This window comes from Alistipes timonensis JC136, assembly GCF_900107675.1.
Taxonomy (GTDB): domain Bacteria; phylum Bacteroidota; class Bacteroidia; order Bacteroidales; family Rikenellaceae; genus Alistipes; species Alistipes timonensis.
Genome location: NZ_FNRI01000013.1, coordinates 22,410 through 39,084, shown reverse-complemented (window position 1 = coordinate 39,084; position 16,675 = coordinate 22,410). Strand labels below are relative to the sequence as shown.

Sequence of the window (16,675 nt, the reverse complement as noted above, 5' to 3'; positions counted from 1 at the left end):
CGACACCAAAGGTAAGCATTTTTCCGGTACGGTTATGGATTTCCATTTAAATTCATTAAATTTGCCTGCTTATAAACCGAATTCATCTATGGCAAAGGTAATCGCATTGGCCAACCAGAAAGGCGGCGTGGGAAAGACCACGACGGCCATCAACCTGGCGGCTTCATTGGCCCTGCTGGGCAAGAAGGTGTTGCTGCTCGACGCCGATCCGCAGGCGAACGCCACCTCGGGACTGGGCTTCGACATCAACCTCGAAGGTATTTACGAGTGCATCGCCGGACAGAAACAGGCCGAAGAGGTGATCCTCCGGAGTCCCGATGTGAAAAACCTCTGGGTGCTGCCCTCGTCGATCGACCTGGTGGCCGCCGACACCGAACTGCCCAAGATGGAGAACGCCCACCACGTGATGAAACGCATCGTCGACTCGGTGCGCGGGAAGTTCGACTACATTTTCATCGACTGCTCGCCCTCGCTGGGCTACACCACGGTCAACATCCTCACGGCGGCCGACACGGTGCTGATCCCCGTGCAGTGCGAATACCTCGCGCTGGAGGGACTCTCGAAACTGCTGAACACCATCCGCAAAGTCAAAAGCGGGCTGAACCCCGACCTCGACATCGAGGGCTTCCTGCTGACGATGTACATGCGCAACCGCCTGAACAACCAGGTGGTGACCGAGGTGCGCGAGCATTTCGGCGAGTTGGCCTACGACACAATAATCCAGCGCAACATCCGTTTGGGAGAAGCGCCCTCACATGGAAAACCCGTCATGCTTTACGACGCCGGGGCCGTGGGTTCGGAAAACTACCTGACCCTGGCCCGGGAGTTCCTGAAACGCAACCGCAAACGCAGCAAATAGCGATACCGACATGAAACAGAAAGGATTAGGACGCGGCCTCGATGCCATTTTCGGCAGTGATCCGGTCGATGCGAAGCTCAAACCGATGAGCCGGATGGCTGAAATCGAAATCGCCGACATCATACCCAACCCCACACAGCCGCGCACGCAGTTCGACGAGGAGGCCCTCGACGAACTGGCCGACTCGATCCGCCAGCTGGGCGTCATCCAGCCCGTGACGGTGAAGAAGGCCGACGACGGCAAGTACATCATCATCAGCGGCGAACGCCGCTGGCGGGCCGCACAGCGCGCCGACCTGAAGACCCTCCCGGCCTACATCCGCGAGGTGGACGACGAGAACCTGCACGCCATGGCCCTCGTGGAGAACATCCAGCGTCAGGACCTCAACGCCATCGAGATCGCGCTGGGCATGCAACGCCTGATCGATGAGTGCAACCTCACGCAGGACGCCCTCTCGGAAAAGGTGGGCAAGAAGCGTTCGTCGGTGTCGAATTACCTGCGCCTGCTGAAACTCCCCGACGAGGTACAGCTCGCCCTCAAAGAGGGGCTGATCTCGATGGGACACGCCAAGGCCATCGCCGGGACGCCCGCCGACCAACAGCTGCGCGTACTGAAGAAATGCATCAAAAAAGGGCTCTCGGTGCGTCAGGCCGAAGAACTGGCCCGCTCGCTCGCGGAGGCTCCGGCCGCCGCGGCACAGCCGATCGAGGACGAGGAGTATCCCGACAGCTACCTGCGGCTGGTCGAGCAGCTGGAGAAATTCTTCTCGCAGGAGATTTCGATTAAGCGCGCCAAGAACGGCGGCGGCAAAATCGTCATCGGCTTCGACGACGACAAGGACATCGAGCGGTTCATCGAACGTTTCGCCAAACGCTCCTGAAATCCGATATGACACGCATCCGGACCAGACTGCTGCTGCTCGCCGCAACCCTCGTGCTGTGGCTGCCCGCCGGCGCCCAGCTCCACCGCGGGGCGCGCACCATCGTCCGGGGCGGCATGCTCGAAAAACCGGATTCGCTCCGCCCCAGGCGCGACTCGCTGGAGCTTGCCAAAATCATCCAGCAGTTCGACTCGGTCGCTACGGCGGATTACCTCGCCGACTCTGCGGCCGTCGCGGCCCTGCGCACCGACGACCGCCGTTACCTCGATTCGGTGGCGCTGGCTCATTTCGACGTCGCCCGGCTGGGCATCGACACCACGACCAAACCCCGCGTATTCAAAAAGGGATGGCTGATGAGCGACTCGATGTCGCTCTCGAAGGTGTGCTGGCTCTCGACCGTACTGCCCGGCTACGGACAGATTTACAACAAGCAATACTGGAAACTGCCGATCCTCTACGGACTGGTGGGAACCGGACTGGGGCTCTACATCCACGAGAACAAGACCTATAAACCGCTCAAGCGGCAGTACGAATCCTATACCGACGTGAGCGCTTCGCGCACCCCGGAACTCGACGCTCTGCAATCGCAGATGATCCGCAGCAACACCCGGCGGCAGGCTTACCTCGGGATTACGATCGCCTCGTACATCTATTTCATAGGCGACGCCGCCGTAAGCTACAAGACCAACGACGTCTCGGACGTCAAAAAGGCCACCACGCTGGCCTGCATCTTTCCCGGAGCGGGACAGATCTATAATAAAAGTTACTGGAAAGTGCCGTTCGTCGTGGGCGGCTTCGCCTCGATGATCTACTGCATCGACTGGAACAACCGCGGTTACCAGCGCTTCAAAAAGGCCTACAACCTGCTGAGCGACTACGAACACAATCCGGACAAATACCCCGACGGCCCGACGGACGAGTTCCACGGCCGCTATTCGGCCTCATTCATCCGCAACCTGCGGAACAACTACCGGCGCAACCGCGACCTCTGTATCATCATCTCGGGCGCATTGTACGTCCTGCAGATCGTCGACGCCCACGTCGACGCCCATTTGAAGGACTACGACGTGTCGGACGACCTCTCAATGAACATCGAGCCGCTGATCGACTACACCTACATCCCCACCCTCGGAGGCAACCGCCCGGTGTTCGGCTTCAACCTGAGCCTCAAATTTTAGACGATGAAGAAATTCCTGACCATAACGCTGCTTTTGGCCGTCGCCGTCGAGGCGTCGGCTTTCGGCCGCAGCCCCCGCAAGAAACGCCGCGACAAGAAAAAGGCCGAGACCGAAATCCCCGCTCCGACGCCTGCCCCGGCGGTCGAAAAGACCGTCGCTCCGGAACCGGAGCCCGAGCCGGAACCGGAACCCGCCGAGATGCCGCCCGTCAACGACATGACGCTGGAATTCACCCCCGAGCAAACCGACTCGCTGCTGGCCGTCTGGCGCGAACGCCAGCGCCAGGACGCTTACAGCGAATTTTTCAAACAATATATCCTAGAAGACTCCACCGAGGTAGCGGACACGACCCCCGATTCGGTCTACGCCCGGCGGCTGCTGGACCTGGCATCGCCGATCCAGTTCCCCTACAACAGCATCGTAAAAGGGTATATCAACCGCTACACCAACGCACGTTACGGCACGATTAGCCGCATCCTCGGCATGTCGCAGTACTACTTCCCGATCATCGAGGAGGAGCTGCTCCGCGAGGGGCTGCCCGTCGAGCTGCGCGCACTGCCGATCATCGAGTCGGCGCTCTCCCCCACGGCCACCTCGCCGATGGGCGCCGTCGGACTGTGGCAGTTCATGCCCACGACCGGAAAGAGCTACGGATTGGAGGTCAACTCGCTGGTCGACGAGCGCCGCGATCCCTACCGCGCCACGCAGGCCGCCTGCCGCTACCTGAAAGACCTCTACGCCATCTACAACGACTGGTCGCTGGCCATCGCCGCCTACAACTGCGGCCCGGGCAACGTCAACAAGGCCATCGCCCGCTCGGGAGGCAAGAATTTCTGGGAGATTTACGACTACCTGCCCCGCGAGACGCGCGGTTATGTGCCGGCCTTCATCGGGGCGTCGTACGCCTATGCCTATCATCGTCAGCACGGCATCGAGCCTACCGAGGCGCCGATTCCCCTTTCGGTGGACACCATCCGGGTCAACAAGCTGATGCACTTCGGGCAGATCGCCTCGACGATCGATCTCCCGGTCGAGACCCTGCGCCAGCTCAACCCGCAGTACAAACTCGACATCATCCCGGCGACGACCAAGCCTTACACGCTGGTCCTGCCGCAGCGTTATGTCATGCAGTATATTGCCCACGAGCCCGAGATTTACGCCAAAGACTCGGCTTACCTCAAAGAGTATATAAACCCGGCCAACCTCGACAAGAAACGCCAGGAGCGCAGCGGTTCGGTCTACGTGGTCAAAAAGGGCGACACGCTGGGCGCCATCGCCCGCCGTTACCGCGTGACGACGGCGCAGATCATGCGCTGGAACAACCTCAAAAGCGCCCACAAGCTCCGCATCGGGCAAAAGCTCCGCATCGAAGGCAGATAAAATGATCTCCGATTACGATACCATCGTCGCCCCCGCAACCGCCGCAGGAGGGGCCATCGCCGTCATCCGCGCGAGCGGCCGGGATGCCTTCGCCCTCTGCGACCGGATATTCCGGGGCCGGAAGCCGCTCTCCGAAGCCGACGGCTACACGGTGCACTACGGGGAGATCATCGACGGCGACCGCATCGTGGACGACGTGCTGGCCACGGTGTTCCGTGCGCCGCACTCCTACACGGGAGAAGATTCGGTCGAAATCTCGTGTCACGGATCGTCTTACATCGTTTCCGAAATCCTCCGCCTGCTGACTGCCGCGGGCGGACGCATGGCCCAGCCCGGGGAGTTCACCATCCGCGCCTACCTGGCCGGAAAGCTCGACCTCTCGCAGGCCGAAGCCGTGGCCGACACCATCGCCGCCTCGTCGCGCGCGGCACATGCGCTGGCCTCGACGCAAATGCGCGGCGGGTATTCCGACGAACTGGAACGCCTCCGCGACAAGCTCCTGAACCTCACTTCGCTGCTGGAACTGGAGCTCGACTTTTCGGAGGAGGACGTGGAGTTTGCCGACCGGACGGCGCTGCGCGAGACGATGCAGCGCATCGGGGCCGAGATCGACCGCCTGCGCAACTCGTTTTCGCTGGGCAACGCCATTAAAGAAGGTGTCGCCGTAGCGATCGCCGGCGCCCCGAACGTGGGAAAATCGACGCTGCTGAACCGCCTGCTCAACGAGGAGCGCGCCATGGTCTCGGAAATCGCCGGCACGACACGCGACGTAATCGAAGAGCGGGCCAATATCGGCGGCATTCTCTTCCGGTTCCTCGACACGGCGGGCATCCGCTCGACCGACGACCGGCTCGAACGCATGGGCATCGAACGCACGATGGAGAGCATCCGGAAGGCGCAGGTGGTGATCCACATGATCGACGCCCCAACCCTCACGGGAGCAATCCCCGAGCCCGATTTCACGCTCCGTCCCGACCAGAAACTCCTGACCGTCGCGAACAAGACCGACCAGGCGCCCGCATCGCTGACGCTACCCGAAAACATCATCGGCATCTCGGCCAAACAGGGCACGGGTATCGACCGGCTGTGCGAGGCCCTGCGCCGGACAGTCGATACCGACGCACTCTACCACGGCGACCCGGTCGTTTCAAACAGCCGCCATTACGAAGCCCTCACGATGGCCCGCGAAGCCCTCGACCGGGCAGCCGACGGTCTGAGCAATGCCCTTCCCGCCGACCTGCTGAGCGAAGATATCCGCCAGGTCATCCATGCCCTCGGCTCCATTACCGCCCGTGGCGCCATTGCCCCCGACGAAGTGCTCCGGAATATCTTCTCGAAATTCTGCATCGGAAAGTAAAACGCGAGGACGTCGGTCAGACATCCTCGCGTTCATTATGCGGATGTTAAGGAACCCGCGAACGGAAGTTCCCCAAACAACCATCTCGTCGTCAAAACAGCAATCACTCGCCGACCGAGAATTTATAGATACAGCGGCTCTCGTACTTCTCGCCGGGACGCAGCACGGCCGAGGGCCATTCGGGCTTGTTGGGCGTGTCGGGGTATTTCTGAGTCTCCAGGCAGACGGCCGACCGGAATCCGTAAACGGCGCCCTTCTTCCCCTTGACGCTTCCGTCGAGGAAATTGCCGCAGTAGACCTGAATGCCGGGCTCGGTCGTATAAACATCCAGCCGGATACCCGTGGCAGGCGACTCCAGCGAAGCGCACGTCTCGGCAATGTCGCCCCGGGTGTTCAGCACCCAGTTGTGGTCGATGCCGTGGCCGTTCCGGAGCTGTTCGAAATCCTGCCCGATGCGTTCGCCGATAGGCATCGGGGCCCGGAAATCCATCGGGGTATCCGCCACCGGAGCAATCTCCCCGGTGGTCATGAAGGTCGAATCAACCGGCGTATAGCTGTCGGCGTTCACCGTCAGCAGCCATTCCGAATTGTTCTTCGCGGGGTCCCCGTCGAGGTTAAAATAGGAGTGATTGGTCATATTCACGACCGTAGTCTTGTCTGTTTCGGCCGCATAGCGAATGTCGATGGCGTTATCGTCGGTCAGCGTCATCGTCACCCGGCAGTCGAAATTCCCCGGGAAGCCCTCTTCGCCGTCCTTCGACGCATAGGTCAGCTCCAGCTCGCGGTCGCTCTTCTGCACGGCGTCGAAAATCCGGTACTGGAATCCCCGGGGACCTCCGTGCAGACAGTGACCGTAGTTATTCTGCGGCAACTGGTATTCGGTGCCGTCCAATGTGATCCGCCCCTGCCCGATGCGGTTGGCATAGCGGCCGATCGTAGCCCCGAAGTCAGTCGGAATCGTCCGGTAATCCCCGATGTTATCGAATCCGAGCACGACGTCGCGCATGACGCCGTCACGGTCGGGAACCATCACCGACACGATGCGTCCGCCGAAGTTGGTGACGCACACCTCCATGCCCTTGTCGTTCTTCAGAACAAACAGGTCGGTTTTCTTCCCGTCCGCCTCGCTCTGGAAATCACTTCGTTTCAGTCCGGAGAGCGTCTGCCCGTCCTGCTGTCCACCTGCGCATGCGGCCGTCAGGGCTGCACACAGCAAAATAATTGATCGTTTCATTTTTTCAGATTAGTATTTATCGTTCGGTAATCAATCTCACAATCACTTGTCCCCGGGATCACGGCTGAAAATGGCACGGATCAGTTTCATATCGAATTTCGGCGTGCGGTCGTAATAGTAGACGCCGTTCTGCTCCTGCTCCACGTCGGTGAGCTGGGTATAACAATAGCCCCAGACCTGATCTTTCAGTTCCAGTATGCCGTTGATCTGCCCTTCGAGCCGTTGCAGGAACTCCGCCTGGCTCTTCGGCGGCTTGCCGTAACCCCACGATTCGGTCTGCGACTCGCGTTCCTGATCTTTCGCCCACTTAATGCCGCCGACCTCGTCGATGAAGTAGGGCATCTTCCCGTCATACGACGGGAACTCGTAGCGGTCGTTCAGGCGCAAACCGTTGAACCCGATGTTCGCCGGAACGACTCCGACGGAACGCAGCGGCGTCTGGAAAAACACTCCGTCCTTGTAGATGATCTCTTTCAGCCGGGCCGGGTCCTGCTCGTAGTTGTGCACGGTCCAGATGTCGGTTTTGATATGGACGCCGCCGCTGGCGTCGTTCACAGGACGTGTCGGGTCCAGCGCCTTGGTCAGGTCGTAGAGGTCCGCCGTAAAACGGGGATACTGCACCCGGTCGGGCCACCACTCCTCGTTCATCGGCGTCCAGATCAGCAGCGAGGGGTGGTTCCGGTCGCGGAGCACCAGTTCCGACCATTCGGTCAGGAAATTGCGGGCCGCCTCGATGCCGTTGGCATCCATGCCCCAGCTGGGAGCCTCGCCCCAGGTGATGTAACCCAGGCGGTCGGCCCAATAGTGGAAACGCTCCTCGAAAGCCTTTTGATGGAGGCGCGCGCCGTTGAACCCGGCGGCCATCGAAAGTTCGATGTCGCGCTTCAGCGCCGCGTCGGACGGGGCCGTCCAGATGCCGTCGGGATAGAATCCCTGATCGAGCACCAACCGCTGATAATAGGGTTCGTTGTTCAGGTAGATCTTGTTCCCCTCGATGTGGACCTTGCGCATGCCCGCATAGGAGTTCACCTCGTCGAGCACCTCCCCTTTCGCATTCACGAGCCGGTAGTTGATGTCGTAGAGAAACGGCGACTCCGGCGACCAGAGCTTCGGCCGTTTGACCGAAAGCACGGCGACCGAACTGTTCGCGGCCCTCACCGCCGCGGAAGCCACGGTCTTACCACCGTCCTTTACCGTGATCTGCAACGTGTTGCCGCTCTCCGACCGGAACCGGGGCGTGATGACCAACTGTCCCTGGTCGATGTCCGTCACCACGTGCGCCGAGAGCAGCCCCGCAGGGTCCACGGCCTCCATCCACACCGTCTGCCAGATGCCCGTGGTGCGGGTGTAGTTGCAACTGTAGGAGGCGTATTGCAAGTTCTGCTTGCCGGCGCCCTGCGTCGTCGAACGCACGTCGCTCGTGGCCCTCACGACCAGGTGATGGCTCTTTCCGGGCGTGACCAGCCGTGTCAGGTCGACGCTGAATGACGAACTTCCCCCGATATGGCGGGCGGCGAAAACCCCGTCGACATAGACCTCCGCATTGTAGTAAACAGCCCCGAAATTCAGCAGAATGTCCTTTCCGCTCCACGCTTCGGGAACCGCCACCTCGCGGTGATACCAGATGCAGTTGATGAAATCGGTGTACCCGACCCCCGAAAGGGAGCTCTCGGGACAGAACGGCACCGTGATCCGGCCCTCGAAGGAGGTCGCCTTTTCCAATCCCCGCTCCAACCCCGAGGCGGAGAAGTCGAACGTATAGTCCCACACCCCGTTGAGGTTCATCCACGCCGACCGTTCGAACTGCGGCCGGGGATACTCCCCGCGGGGGATATCCGAAGCATTGGCCTGAAATACCGTTCCGGCGAAAAACAGCGCCGCGGTCAAAAATTTCGTTATTTTCATATCCGTTTCTTTTATTCCGGTTGTAAAATTAAACAGTTTATCGTATTACAACCATCGCTATCCAGTCAAAAAATAGCATTATCTGCCCAACTGATAGAACGTTTTGCCTAATCGGGGAAAAATGCGCATCTTTGTGGCGCAAAAAATCTGAAAAATGCTCTACTCCGAAGATACCCGTATCGAAACGCTCGCCGTGCATGTCGTCGGCAACAAGTCGAAGGACGAACCGCTCATGGTCTCGCCCGATGTCTCCCCGCAGGTGGCCGACGAGGGGCTCATGCGCACGCTGACAGCCTATTTCCTCGGCGGGTTCAAATCCGAAGAGTGCTACAACCTCTACCACGAGACCGACCTCACGTGCAACGAGGTCTGGAACTTCGCGGGGCGGGTCTTCGACGACCCGGAATCGTTCTACGAACATTCGGTAAGCCTTGCGAAACACCTCTACGAAAGCGGCATGCACCCGCAGATCAAAAGCGGGGAGTTCTACGCGGTCTATTTCTCCGACTGCCGTTTCGGCGGCGAGCCGGTCGATGCGCTGGGGCTTTTCAAATCCGAGACGCGCGACACGTTCCTCGACGTCGGCCACGAGGCCGAAGGGGTCCGCATCGCGGCCCGCGAGGGCATCGACATCAAACGGCTGGACAAAGGGGCCGTTATCTTCAACGTGGAGCGCGAAGCGGGTTTTGCGGTCCATATCGTCGACAACACCAACCGCACCGAGGCCCGCTACTGGATCGACGATTTCCTGCGCGTGCGCCAGCGTCAGGACGACTACCACAACACGCACAACGCCCTGGCGATGTGCAAGAAGTACGTCACGAAGCATCTTTCGAAGGAGTTCGACGTTTCGAAGGCCGACCAGGCGGAGATGCTCAACGACACGATCCACTATTTCCAGGAGCAGGACAACTTTTCGCTCGACGAGTTCTCGGAGAAGGTGATCCGCCAGCCGGAGGTCGCCGAGAGTTTCGCGCGTTTCAAACAGGAGTACGAACAGGACCGCGACATCCGCATCGAGGACGAGTTCGGCATTTCGGATTCGGCGGTTAAGAAGCAGGCGCGGTCGTACAAGAGCGTCATCAAACTCGACCGCAATTTCCACATCTACGTCCACGGCAACCGCAGCCTGCTGGAGCAGGGCGAGGACGAGAAAGGCAAGTTCTACAAAGTCTACTACGAGGAGGAGCAGTAGCCCCGGGCGGCATCGCTATCCCATTTTGCGGTAAATCCGACCGGGCATGTGCCGGAGCAGCCATGCGACGATCCGCCAGCGGCGCGTGACAACCGCCACGGGGCGCCGCCGCCGCACGGCCCGCAACAACTGATCCGCCACCTTATCGACGTGCATCACCCAGAACAACCCTTCGCCCTTGGCCATCTCCGTCGCCGTGAATCCCGGACGGATGTCGGTCACGAAGATCGGCAGCCGGGACTTGGCCGCCTTCTGCCGAAGCCCCTCGGCATAATTCATCTGATAGGCTTTCGAAGCGTTGTAGGCCGGGGCTCCGCCCCCGCCGCGCAGTCCGCCGACCGAGGTGATTACGACCAGGTGTCCGCCGCCCTGCCGCTCGAAAAGACGGTAGGCCCAATCGACCGCAGCCGTCCAGCCCACGACATTGGTGCGGATGGCCCGCTCTTCCAGCGCATAGTCCAGCCCGGGATTCAGCTCCCCCGCCCCGGCGCTCACCACGCATAAATCCACACCGCCCAGCTCCCCGGCGAGGGCGTCCAATGCGGCGCACGAGGCCGCCGGATCGGTGACGTCGGCCACAGCGCGGCAAAAGGCGCCGGGATTCGCGGCGGCCAGTTCGTCCAGCAGCGTCCCGCGCCGTCCGGTCACGCCGACCCGGTATCCGGCGGCGGCGAGGCGTTCGGCCACGGCACGGCCGATACCGGAGGTGGCCCCTATGACAATCGCTCGTTTTTTCATAGATACAAAGATAGAAAAAAGGTCGAACGGCCCCAAAACCGGATTGGCATAACTGACAAAGGTGCCGTAACAGCGCCAAAGACCACACAAACCGGAACCCGGGGCAAATTTTGAAGAACCAAACGAAGGTATTAAATTTGCGGTATCCATTAAGAACGGAAAACGACCATGAACGCAATCCTCCGGTTTCTCTTCCCCGCTGCGCCCTCCGGCGCCGGGGCTTCGTGGCTGCTGCTGGCGGCCCGCATCGTCTTCGGCACGCTGCTGATGACCCACGGCATCGCCAAATGGCAGAATTTCGAAACCCTCTCCGCCACGTTCCCCGACCCGCTGGGCGTCGGCAGCCCGGCATCGCTCGCGCTGGCGATCTTCGGCGAGGTCGTCTGCCCGCTGGGCTTCATCACCGGAACGCTCTACCGGCTGGCGCTGCTGCCGATGATCTTCACCATGTGCATCGCATTTTTCTCGGTCCACAGCGGCGACCCGTTCGCCGTCCGCGAACTGGCGATGCTCTACCTCGCGGCTTTCGTCCTGCTCTGGATCGCCGGACCGGGCCGCTACGCCGCCGACAGCCTGATCGCCTGCAAACTCCGGCCGAAACGATGACGCGACAAACGCAGTTCACGCTCCGTCCGCGCAGCCGGGGGTTCCACCTCATCACCGACGAGGTGGTGCGCAACCTGCCGCCGCTGCCCGAGGCGGGGCTTCTGCACCTCTTTATCCAGCACACCTCGGCGGGACTTTCGGTCAACGAGAACGCCGACCCCGACGTGCAGCAGGACCTCGCGGCGATCTTCGACCGGCTGGTCCGCGAGCGCGAAAGCTACTACGCCCACACGCTCGAAGGCGACGACGACATGCCGGCGCACGCCAAATCGACCCTCACGGGCGTCAGCCTCACCCTTCCGATCGTCGGCGGACGCCTCGGACTGGGCATCTGGCAGGGCATCTACCTCTGCGAATTCCGCAACCGGGCTTCGGGACGCCGGATCGTGGCGACCGTCATCGGATAGCCGCCGGATGCCCCGGAATACGGCGTGAATTTCGCACCCCGGACCGGAGAGACGCAACAACCGAAAAAATCGTTATCTTTGTCCGGAGGGCCCCCGAAAAAGGTCCCGCGGACACGCATGGAATCAATCACTCAATTTCTCATCGACTGGGGCTACTGGGGCCTCTTCCTCTCGGCGCTCATCGCCGGGAGCGTCCTGCCGTTCAGCTCCGAAGCGGTGATGGTGGTGCTCGTGGGCATGGGCCTCGACCCCGTGTGGTGCATCGTCGCCGCCGCGCTGGGCAACACGCTCGGCGGCATGACCTGCTATTGGATCGGGACGCTGGGCAAGACCGAATGGATCACCCGGCTGGGGGTCTCGACGCGCCAGCTGGCCCGGGCCCGGAAATTCCTCTCGGGACGCGGGGCGCTGATGGCCTTCTTCGCATTCCTGCCCACCATCGGCGAAGCCATCGCCATCGTGCTGGGACTGATGCGCAGCAACGTCTGGCTCACGAGCGGCGCGATGCTCGCGGGCAAGACCCTGCGTTACATTGTCGTACTGGCGACCTTTCAGGGCGCCTTAACCCTTTTCTGATATGGAAATCCGCAAAACGGAAACCCCTTCGCGGGAACTGCTGCTGCTGGCCGACGAGGTGGAGGCATCGGTGGCCGACTACATCGGCCGCGGAACGTGCTACGCCGCCTGCGACGGCGACCGGATCATCGGTCAGTACGTGCTGATCCACACGCGGCCCTTCACGGCCGAGGTCGTGAATATCGCCGTCGTGCCCGACCGCCAGCGGCAGGGCATCGCCACGGCCCTTTTGGCCCACGCCGCCGAGACGGCCCGCCGGGCGGGGTTCCGCCTGCTCGAAATCGGCACGGGCGATTCGGGATTGGGACAGATCGCCCTCTACGAACGCTGCGGCTTCGTCCGCTGCGGCATCGACGAAGACTATTTTCGGAAATTCAGCCCCGAGCCGATTTTCGAAAACGGCGTCGAGTGCCGCCACATGGTGCGCCTGCGCATGGAACTCGTCTGACCGGAGCTGCCGGCAGGGACAAAAAACGTGCGGAAGGAACCCGGCCCGGCAAACAAACAGTGACGCCTCATTTTCGCTTTATCCGGAAATCCCATGAAGAATTTCCAAAAAAACCGGACCGGGTTACATTCCTTCCGCACAAGTCATGTACCCGGTCCGTTCTCACGGCGACGCCCCGCAGGGCGATCCTCCTGTAAAAAGCAAGGACGCAGGTACAACCCCTATAGCAGGCCTTGCGAGCCCTTCACGGTAGTTTTCCCTACGCCCAAGCCTGTCCCCTACCCGAACGGGTAGGGACAAGACTTAGGTTTCAGACAAATTTTATACCGTGAATAAAGTCGTATTGCTACGACAGTCGCAAGTTTACTATAGGCATAAAGGTTGTCTTAACCTTTAATCGTATATTCTATTGCAAATGTAGTCAAATAATCCGACTAACCAAAAAATCCGGCCCCCTTTCGGAGACCGGACCCATTAAAAATAACTTTCGTTTAAGCGTTGGCGGTGGCCAGCGGCGAAGCCTGCGTGTAGGTGCGGGCGGCCAGCTCCTTGTCGAGCATGTAGAGCCCGAACTTGTTGCCCTCGACGGCCTCGCAGGCGGTAATCATGTCGCGTGCCGACTCCTCCTCCTCGACCTGCTCGTCGACGAACCAGACGAGCATGTTCGACGATGCGTAATCCTTGTCCTCGGCGGCGATGGCGGCCAGGTTGTTGATCATGGCCGTAACCTCTTTCTCGTGTTTGAGCGTGTCCTGGAACATCTCCAGCGGCGAAGCCCACTTGGTGCGCACCTCCTCGATCGGGAGCAGCTTCACCTCGGCGTCGCGCGAGAGGATGTAGTTCATAAAGATCCGCGCATGGTCCTGCTCCTCCTGGAACTGGACGTAGAACCAGTTGGCAACGCCTTTCAGCCCCTTGGCCTCGGCATCCATCGACATCGAAAGATAGAGGTAAGCCGACCAGAGTTCGGCATTGATCTGAGCGTTCATCGCTTCGTGTAATTTCTTGCTTAACATGGCTGTATTGCTTTAAGTTTGCGGTTTGTTCGTGATACAAATATACAATAGTTTTTTGTGATTTGTACAAAAATATCCATCATATTATTTTATACGGCAATAGGCGGACATTATAAATATAAATAGGACGGCGCCCGGGATTTCATCCGGGCGCCGTCGGTGGTTATCAGCAGAATGCGGATCAGTCGTCAATCTCGACCAGGCGGAATTTCGGGTCGAATTTCAGTTCGAGGCCGTTGTCGAGCTTCACCTCGTAGCCGCGCTTGTCGCGGTCGATCGAGACGATCTTGCGGCCTGCGAAGTTCCTGGCCACATGGTCGCGGATCTGCTGCGGAACGATGGCCGCGGGAACCTCGCCGTACTTGCAGTCGACATCCGTCCACTGGCCGTTCTTGGCGAACTCGACCTTCGAGCCGTTGACGAAGACCACCTTGTAGTCCTTGTCGAACATCTCCTCGTCGACCTTGGCGTAGGAGACCTCGACGCCCGCGAAGTGGGCTTTGATGAACTGCTGCGAAGCGGCCGGGAGTTCGGCGACGGTGATGATGCGGTCGTTACCGGCGAAAGCGGAGACAGAAGAGGCCATGAGGGCCAGGGAAGCGAAGATAATCGTGAGCTTTTTCATAATCGTTTTTGTTTTTACAGGTTTAATCGGATTTTCTACTGCAAAGTTGCGGCCTGAAACTGAAACGAATCTGAAAAAAGCGAAAAAATCGAAAAAATCGAAAAAATCACGCCGGAAACTCCACCGTGAAGCAATGCCGCCCGTTTATATAGGAGTAAGCGACCTTCAACCCGTAGAGGCGGCACACGGCATCAACCACCGCGAGGCCCAGCCCCGTCGAACCCTCCTTCTTCGCGCCCTGGTAGAAGCGGTCGAAGATATGCCCGGCATCGAGCGGACCGCCCGCACCGCTGTTCGCAACCGTGAGCCTGCGCGGCGCCACCGTGACCGCGATCTCCCCGCCGGCGTCGCCGTGGACGAAGGCATTCTTCACGAGGTTCGCCACCACGCTTCCGGCCAGCGAGGGATTCATGCGCATCGTCAGCGGCCCCTCGTCCGTGAGTGTGAAGCGCATGCCGCGGTAAGCGTAAATCTCCTCCATGTCCTCGGCCGTGCGGCGCACCAGCGCGTTGATGTCGACCTCCTCGGCCTCGGGGAACTGCCCGTTGTCGATCTTCGACAGCAGCAGCAGCGAGCGGTTGAGCCGCACGAGGTAATCCAGCGTCCGCTGCACCTTGGCGATCTCGCCCAGCTGCTCCTCCGTGAGCGTCTGCGCATCGTCGACCAGCATTTCGAGCCGGTTGCGGCAGACCGCCAGCGGGGTCTGCATCTCGTGCGAGGCGTTGCCGATAAACTGTTTCTGCCGTTCGAACGTCGATTCGGCGCGCTCGGCATAGCGGCGCGCGGCATCGTTCAGCCGCCGGAACTCCGTGACGGAGGTGTCAATGGCCAGCGGCGGATTCCGCGCCCCCACGGTATAGCCGTCCAGCCACCGCAGCAGGGCATACAGCGGCCGCATCGTGCGGTACAGCACCACGACCGTAATGAGCAGGATCAGCAGCAGCAGGAACAGGTAGAGGCAGACGATCCAGTAGAGGATCGCCTCCCGGAGATCGTCCTTTTCGATTGTGGGCGTCATCACCGTCAGCTCGTACCACTTCCCGTCGCGGTCGTGAAACACCTTGCGCAGCACGCGGGCCGGCTCTTCGTCGTCCCGCTCGGGAATGAAAATCTCCTCGTCGGAATAACGCTCGCGCGGCTGCACGGCGGCGTATTCGTCCGACACCTCGTTGAGAAAATAGGCGTTGTTGCCCTCGGAGGCCGCCACCGGAAGCTCCCGACCCGCCAATACCCGTGTCAGGATCACCTCGGCGCGCGCTTCGAGGGAGTCGTCCACCTCGTCGTTGATCTCGTCGATCATCGTGACGTAAAACAGCACCGCCCAGGCCGCCAGCAGCAGCGACAGAGCCCACGACAGGTGCAGCAGAATGCGGTAAACCAGTTTCATGGCTGTACGAGTTTATAGCCGAAGCCGTAGACGGCGCGTATCTCGATGTCGGCACCCGCATCGTGGAGCTTGCGGCGCAGGTTCTTCATCTGTGCATAGACGAAATCGAAATTGTCGGCCTGGTCGATATGGTCGCCCCACACCCCCTCGGCCAGCGCGGTCTTGTCGACCGTGTGGTTGGGCCGCGACATGAAGTAGTGGAGGATGTCGTACTCCTTGCGCAGCAGCTCCACCTCGCGGCCCGCCACCTCGACGCGGCGGCTGTCGGGCCACAGATGCACGTTTCCGGCGTCGAGGCTCTCGTGCCCGTCGCGCTGATGGCGTCGCAGGACGCTGCGGATGCGGGCGCTGAGTTCGGCCAGGTGGAACGGCTTGGGCAGGTAGTCGTCGGCCCCGAGTTCCAATCCCTCGATCTTGTCGTCCAGCGAGTCGCGGGCCGAGATGATGATGACCCCGGCGCGGCTGCGCCGCTGCTTCAGCTCTTCGAGCAGCCGCAGGCCGCTGCCGCCGGGCAGCATGATGTCCAGCAGGATGCAGTCGTAGTCGTATGCGGCGATCTTGTCGAGGGCCGCGGCATAATCGGCGGCCTGCTCGACGACGTATTGCTCGCGGACCAGCGTCCGGACCATGATCTCCCGCAGGGAGGGTTCGTCTTCAACAATCAGTATTTTCATAATCTATCTCTTTTTTTCCGGGCAGGGCGCAAATCCGGGTCCGCAACCCGCCGACCTGCCATCGTCCCCCTAAAACCCGGCTCTTAGCCGGGGGAAAGGTAGCATCCGAATCCGAAAGGAAACTGAAACGGCGCTCCCCACCCTGCCAAATATAGCCATTTTCCGGCCGGAGGGCAAAAAAAACGGCGTCCCGAAGGACGCCGCAAAACT

Annotated in this window: 17 protein-coding genes; 10 read left to right on the top strand and 7 right to left on the bottom strand. The window is 60.7% G+C overall.

The annotated features are described in order from the left end of the window. Positions 1-88: 88 nt before the first annotated feature. From BLU78_RS13550 to mnmE, 5 genes are read left to right on the top strand one after another with little or no spacing between them, the layout of a single operon-like run. Positions 89-859 carry a ParA family protein gene (locus BLU78_RS13550; RefSeq protein WP_010264505.1) on the top strand — a complete coding sequence of 257 codons (771 nt, stop codon included), beginning with the start codon at positions 89-91 and terminating at the stop codon, positions 857-859. Between the two features lie 10 nt (positions 860-869). Next, the gene (locus tag BLU78_RS13545; protein WP_010264508.1) at positions 870-1,739 is read left to right on the top strand and encodes a ParB/RepB/Spo0J family partition protein; all 870 of its coding nucleotides are present in this window, start codon (positions 870-872) and stop codon (positions 1,737-1,739) included. An 8-nt stretch (positions 1,740-1,747) separates the two neighbouring features. Continuing rightward, positions 1,748-2,917 carry a DUF5683 domain-containing protein gene (locus tag BLU78_RS13540; RefSeq protein WP_010264511.1) on the top strand — a complete coding sequence of 390 codons (1,170 nt, stop codon included), beginning with the start codon at positions 1,748-1,750 and terminating at the stop codon, positions 2,915-2,917. A gap of 3 nt (positions 2,918-2,920) precedes the next feature. Then, positions 2,921-4,297 carry a lytic transglycosylase domain-containing protein gene (locus BLU78_RS13535; RefSeq protein ID WP_010264513.1) on the top strand — a complete coding sequence of 459 codons (1,377 nt, stop codon included), beginning with the start codon at positions 2,921-2,923 and terminating at the stop codon, positions 4,295-4,297. A gap of 1 nt (position 4,298) precedes the next feature. Beyond that, a complete protein-coding gene (mnmE, locus tag BLU78_RS13530) occupies positions 4,299-5,654 on the top strand; it encodes a tRNA uridine-5-carboxymethylaminomethyl(34) synthesis GTPase MnmE (RefSeq protein ID WP_010264515.1) in 1,356 nt (451 codons plus the stop codon). A gap of 103 nt (positions 5,655-5,757) precedes the next feature. On the opposite strand, the gene BLU78_RS13525 is transcribed toward mnmE, so the two are convergent. Further along, positions 5,758-6,888, bottom strand: a complete 1,131-nt coding sequence (locus BLU78_RS13525) for an aldose epimerase family protein (RefSeq protein WP_026020781.1) — start codon at positions 6,886-6,888, stop codon at positions 5,758-5,760. A 42-nt stretch (positions 6,889-6,930) separates the two neighbouring features. Continuing rightward, positions 6,931-8,793 (bottom strand): glycoside hydrolase family 2 protein, encoded by a 1,863-nt coding sequence (locus BLU78_RS13520; RefSeq protein WP_010264519.1) that lies wholly within the window; start codon positions 8,791-8,793, stop codon positions 6,931-6,933. A gap of 154 nt (positions 8,794-8,947) precedes the next feature. Between BLU78_RS13520 and BLU78_RS13515 the strand changes: the two genes are divergently transcribed. Next, positions 8,948-9,988: a nucleoid-associated protein gene (locus tag BLU78_RS13515; protein ID WP_010264522.1), complete on the top strand. Its 1,041-nt coding sequence runs from the start codon at positions 8,948-8,950 to the stop codon at positions 9,986-9,988. 15 nt (positions 9,989-10,003) lie between these two features. Here the strand turns inward: BLU78_RS13515 and BLU78_RS13510 are convergent, their stop codons facing one another. Beyond that, positions 10,004-10,726, bottom strand: coding sequence for an SDR family NAD(P)-dependent oxidoreductase (locus BLU78_RS13510; protein WP_010264524.1), 723 nt, complete (start codon positions 10,724-10,726; stop codon positions 10,004-10,006). Positions 10,727-10,894: 168 nt separating this feature from the next. On the opposite strand from BLU78_RS13510, the gene BLU78_RS13505 reads away from it, so the two are divergent. From BLU78_RS13505 to BLU78_RS13490, 4 genes are all read left to right on the top strand, one after another. Next, entirely contained in the window at positions 10,895-11,332 is a 438-nt protein-coding gene (locus BLU78_RS13505) for a DoxX family protein (protein ID WP_010264526.1), read from the top strand. Beyond that, the gene (locus BLU78_RS13500) at positions 11,329-11,739 is read left to right on the top strand and encodes a secondary thiamine-phosphate synthase enzyme YjbQ (RefSeq protein ID WP_010264529.1); all 411 of its coding nucleotides are present in this window, start codon (positions 11,329-11,331) and stop codon (positions 11,737-11,739) included. Before BLU78_RS13505 ends, BLU78_RS13500 begins: the two co-directional genes overlap by 4 nt. 117 nt (positions 11,740-11,856) lie before the next feature. Beyond that, positions 11,857-12,315 carry a YqaA family protein gene (locus BLU78_RS13495; protein ID WP_010264530.1) on the top strand — a complete coding sequence of 153 codons (459 nt, stop codon included), beginning with the start codon at positions 11,857-11,859 and terminating at the stop codon, positions 12,313-12,315. A 1-nt stretch (position 12,316) separates the two neighbouring features. Further along, positions 12,317-12,763: a GNAT family N-acetyltransferase gene (locus tag BLU78_RS13490; RefSeq protein ID WP_010264533.1), complete on the top strand. Its 447-nt coding sequence runs from the start codon at positions 12,317-12,319 to the stop codon at positions 12,761-12,763. Positions 12,764-13,254: 491 nt separating this feature from the next. On the opposite strand, the gene BLU78_RS13485 is transcribed toward BLU78_RS13490, so the two are convergent. The 4 genes from BLU78_RS13485 to BLU78_RS13470 all read right to left on the bottom strand — a co-directional run bounded on the left by BLU78_RS13485 (position 13,255) and on the right by BLU78_RS13470 (position 16,465). Next, a complete protein-coding gene (locus BLU78_RS13485; RefSeq protein ID WP_026020782.1) occupies positions 13,255-13,779 on the bottom strand; it encodes a ferritin in 525 nt (174 codons plus the stop codon). Between the two features lie 181 nt (positions 13,780-13,960). After that, complete coding sequence (locus tag BLU78_RS13480; RefSeq protein WP_010264539.1) at positions 13,961-14,404, bottom strand: PepSY-like domain-containing protein; 444 nt, start codon at positions 14,402-14,404, stop codon at positions 13,961-13,963. Positions 14,405-14,510: 106 nt separating this feature from the next. Continuing rightward, complete coding sequence (locus BLU78_RS13475; protein ID WP_010264542.1) at positions 14,511-15,791, bottom strand: sensor histidine kinase; 1,281 nt, start codon at positions 15,789-15,791, stop codon at positions 14,511-14,513. Then, the gene (locus tag BLU78_RS13470; RefSeq protein WP_010264546.1) at positions 15,788-16,465 is read right to left on the bottom strand and encodes a response regulator transcription factor; all 678 of its coding nucleotides are present in this window, start codon (positions 16,463-16,465) and stop codon (positions 15,788-15,790) included. Before BLU78_RS13470 ends, BLU78_RS13475 begins: the two co-directional genes overlap by 4 nt. Positions 16,466-16,675 lie beyond the last annotated feature (210 nt).